Source organism: Komagataeibacter saccharivorans, from assembly GCF_003207825.1.
Taxonomy (GTDB): Bacteria; Pseudomonadota; Alphaproteobacteria; order Acetobacterales; family Acetobacteraceae; genus Komagataeibacter; species Komagataeibacter saccharivorans.
The window spans coordinates 1-4,285 of sequence record NZ_NKTY01000056.1 but is presented as its reverse complement, the minus strand read 5'-3'; the positions used below and the strand labels follow the sequence as shown (position 1 = coordinate 4,285).

Sequence of the window (4,285 nt, the reverse complement as noted above, 5' to 3'; positions counted from 1 at the left end):
TAAGGCACGGGAAAGTCGGTCGCCGCCAGGTCTTCCAGTCTCCCCAAACAACCGCGGGGTGGAGCAGCCCGGTAGCTCGTCAGGCTCATAACCTGAAGGTCATAGGTTCAAATCCTATCCCCGCAACCAAAACTACCAAATAATATCAAACGCTTAGGCCGCCCATTGGGCGGCCTTTTGCGTTTCTGGTCCACGCGCAGGATGCACATAGGATGCAAACGGGAGTGAAACTCCAGCGTAGATACTACTGATCGCAGGTGTTTCACGATCGCGTGTTTGGTGTGATGGAACCCGGCTACGGTCAGTGGTGCGATCCCATGTTACGGTGGATCATGGTGTCTGATCCTCTCGATTCCGTGCAGGCAGGAGAGTCCCGTTGAGCGGCGCGGCTGCGTCGTCCGAGGCGCTGGCTGGCCTCGTGGAGCGGGTGACGTTCCACAACGCCGAAAATGGTTTCTGCGTCCTGCGTGTGAAGGTGCGGGGGCAGCATGACCTGGTCACCGTTGTCGGCCATGCCGCCATGATCTCGGCGGGCGAGTTCGTGCAGATGTCGGGCCGCTGGTTCAACGATCACACCCACGGGCTGCAGTTCAAGGCGGAGTTCCTCAAGGCCAGCCCACCCACCACGGTTGAGGGCATCGAACGCTATCTCGGTTCGGGCAGATCCGTGGCATTGGTCCCGTCTATGCGAAGAAGCTGGTGAAAGCGTTCGGTGAGGCCGTGTTCGATCTGATCGAACAGGAGCCCGGCCGTCTCCGGGAAGTGACGGGCATCGGCCCGAAACGCGCTGAAAGGATCGTCGCGGGCGGTGCGGATCTTCAAGACCTACGGGCAGGACGCGGTCAGACTGATCAGCGAGAACCCCTATCGGCTGGCGAAGGACATTCGGGGAATCGGATTCAAAACCGCTGACCAGATTGCCCGGAAGATGGGGATCGCGCCCGATGCCATGATCCGGGTGCGGGCAGGGATCTCCTACGCCCTTGGCGAGGCGATGGATGAAGGGCATTGCGGCCTGCCGGTCGGGGAACTGCTGACCGGCACGGCCGAACTGCTGGAGGTTGCCGACCCTCTGATCGAGACAGCCCTCACGCTGGAACTGGAAGCAGGCAACGTGGTCGCCGACAGTGTTGGCGAAACAAACTGCATCTTTCTGGCTGGCCTGTATCGCGCCGAGCAGAGCATCGCCGAGCGGTTGCGCGCCTGCACCGTCGGTCGACCGCCCTGGCCGGAGATCGACGCTGAAAAGGCCATGACCTGGGTGGAATGCAAGACCGGGCTTGCGCTCGCCCCCAGCCAGCAGGAGGCGGTGCGCCTGGCCTTGTGCAGCAAGGTGCTGGTGATCACCGGCGGTCCCGGTGTGGGCAAGACCACGCTGGTCAATGCCATCCTGAAGATTGTGACGGCCAAGGGTACGGATGTGCAGCTTTGTGCGCCGACCGGTCGCGCTGCGAAGCGCCTGTCGGAAAGCACCGGACTGGAAGGAAAGACCGTTCACCGCCTGCTGGAGATGGATCCGGCGACTGGCGGCTTCAAGCGGGATGACACTAACCCGCTGACCTGCGATCTGCTGGTCGTGGACGAGGCCAGTATGGTCGACGTGCTTCTGATGCGCTCCCTGCTGCGCGCGTTGCCTGACAGCGCAGCGCTGCTGATTGTCGGCGATGTGGACCAGTTGCCGTCGGTCGGGCCGGGGCAGGTGCTGGCCGATATCATCGGCTCGGGCGCCGTACCGGTGGTACGGCTGACCGAGGTGTTCCGTCAGGCGGCGCAGAGCCGGATCATCACCAACGCGCACCGGATCAATGAGAGCAGGATGCCCGAACTGAGCGCGGAAGAGGGATCGGATTTCTACTTCGTGGAGGCGGCCGACCCAGAGATCGGACTGCGCAAGCTGTTGGCTGTGGTGAGGGACCGCATTCCGGCACGGTTCGGGCTGGACCCGGTTCGGGACGTGCAGGTGCTCTGCCCGATGAACCGGGGTGGACTTGGCGCACGGTCGCTGAATGTCGAATTGCAGCAGGCGCTGAACGCGCCAGGCGAGGTGAAGGTCGAGCGGTTTGGCTGGACCTATGGGCCGGGCGACAAGGTGATGCAGATCGCCAACGATTATGACCGGGATGTTTTCAATGGCGATCTCGGCGTTATCGACAGGATCGATATCGAAGAGGGTGAACTGACGGTCTCATTCGATGGACGGGAGGTCGTTTATGGCTTTGGCGAGCTGGACGAACTGGTGCTGGCCTACGCCACGACCATCCACAAGAGCCAGGGATCGGAATATCCGGCCGTCGTCATCCCGTTGGTGACGCAGCATTACGCCATGCTCGCGCGGAACCTGCTCTACACGGGGGTGACACGTGGCCGGAAACTCGTCGTGCTGGTGGGCCAGAAGAAGGCGCTGGCCATCGCCGTGCGTAATCAGGGCGGAAGGCGGCGATGGTCGAAGCTGAAAGAGTGGCTGGTGCAGGGAGCGATATGACGCAGCGATGCTTTCATGTCGGCTTACGCCTAATTCTGTTGAAAAAGTCAGGTCGAGGTGTCCGGTTAGGATTTCGTATGCAATCAGGAATGAAAATTCCCCATGATTACAGCATTCTAAATGTTGCAATATCGAACCTGATTGCTGCGTAGCAGCTCTGTCGCGACTTTTTCAACAGAATTGCCTCTTCTCGGACGTTGAAGCGCCAGAACACACTGCCGTATAGCTGACGTGGATCGCAGCTTGTGCAAAATTGTGTCCGCCAATTCGGAGCCGCCGGAGCTTCAGCGATGTCTACTGTATAGCGGTGATGCATCCTGCAGCTAATCATGACCGATGCAGATCTACGAGGTTGCTGCATCAAGTGGTGAGGGGGCAGTGGCGGTGGCGCTCGCTTCCGGACCGCTGCCCCAAGTAATCACGCTTTTAATTCTCGATCTGGCCGTATCCGTAAAATACATCAAACCGCGGGGCGAGCCAAAGCGACGCACCGCCCTGATCTTGGGCAACATTTCATCCCAAATCACTACGATTGGCTGTAAGTATTGCAGAGTGGCTGGACGGGACATGATGCCGTGCAGCAAGAAGCGAGTGTCAAACTCGTGGTTTTCTGTATGGGTCACCGACCAATACAGAGTCGCCGAAAAAGCAGCCTTTGTGCAAAGCAAGACAAGTTGCTTTCGATCTAAGGCGTAACCTGCCGCCGTCCGAAATATGTCTAGGTCCAATTTTTCGAAGATCTGAGGTATAAGAAGTTCCAGTCGAGTCAAGGGATTAGGATGAGAGCCTTCAACGGCTGCTATCGGAAGAATTGGCTTATTTCCGTTGAAACGGAAGAAGACCAAAGAGAGGCCGCACACCATTAGGTATAGTAAGCCGGAAAAAACTTCGGGCCGCTCGTGGTCGTCGGCGAAGTCAGGGTTAAGGCAGTGTCGAATCAATTCTATGACGTAGAAGTTCGTTGCCTCAAAGTCGGCGGCAAGTTCTGTAACATGGGAGACCAGCGCTTCTCGGCCATTAATGAGTTTGCCTTGCGTAACTTCGCAATCGTGGACCTCAGTAGTTTTTTTAGCTTTATCTCCCCTCGGCCCGAACTCGTCGCGGATGATGCCATGTTCTTGCATGAGGTGGCCGAGCTCGTGGAAATACACCCATGTGATCGCTGCGACGAACATGTTCCTGACGTGTTCCTTTTTATTAAAGCAGCTGGGGAGTTTCGTGCGATCGCCCCAGAAATCATAGAGCTTGTCGTACCCATGGCCTTCTGGAATGCTTCGCAAGAACTCGCACAAATGTTCGGCGTCACGCCACACCTGTCGCACAAACTCGTAGCGCACTGTGATGGTGTGCTTCGGCGGCTTGTCGCTTTGACCTGGAGAGGACGCGAAAGCGCCATAAATTTCCGCCTCACACCAAGCAATCGACAACTTTCCGCCCAGTTGGGCGTATATCTCTTCATTGAGATCATTACGGCGTGTCGTCAGTTAAGCCCTGAGTGTGGCACGTGAGGGTTGTACTTTGTGTCTGCGTGTGCTGACTGTTTTCCCGTTTTTTGGGGGAGACAGACAGATGCGGCGCTATAGTTTACGCGATGACCAGTGGGAGCGGATAAAGGATCTTCTTCCCGGTCGAGAAGGCTATGTCGGTGGCACTGCGGTGGACAACCGTCTGTTCGTGGAGGCGGTGCTGTATCGCTATCGCGCGGGTATTCCATGGCGCGACCTTCCTGCCCGTTTCGGGGACTGGAAAAACGTGCACCGGCGTCTGCGCCGCTGGTGTGAAAGCGGCGTCATCGAACGGATA

Annotated in this window: 2 protein-coding genes, 1 tRNA gene and 1 pseudogene; 3 read left to right on the top strand and 1 reads right to left on the bottom strand. The window is 58.1% G+C overall.

Features of this window, described 5'->3' with window-relative positions:
• Positions 1-52: 52 nt before the first annotated feature.
• Both CFR79_RS15060 and recD2 read left to right on the top strand, forming a co-directional pair.
• A tRNA-Met gene (locus tag CFR79_RS15060) sits at positions 53-129 on the top strand.
• A gap of 247 nt (positions 130-376) precedes the next feature.
• A pseudogene (gene recD2 / locus CFR79_RS15055) lies at positions 377-2,482 on the top strand (SF1B family DNA helicase RecD2).
• A gap of 344 nt (positions 2,483-2,826) precedes the next feature.
• On the opposite strand, the gene CFR79_RS15050 reads toward recD2, so the two are convergent.
• The gene (locus tag CFR79_RS15050) at positions 2,827-3,909 is read right to left on the bottom strand and encodes a hypothetical protein (protein WP_110548430.1); all 1,083 of its coding nucleotides are present in this window, start codon (positions 3,907-3,909) and stop codon (positions 2,827-2,829) included.
• 142 nt (positions 3,910-4,051) lie between these two features.
• Between CFR79_RS15050 and CFR79_RS15045 the strand changes: the two genes are divergently transcribed.
• A partial coding sequence (locus tag CFR79_RS15045) for a transposase (protein ID WP_146220148.1) occupies positions 4,052-4,285 on the top strand: 234 nt, incomplete at its 3' end.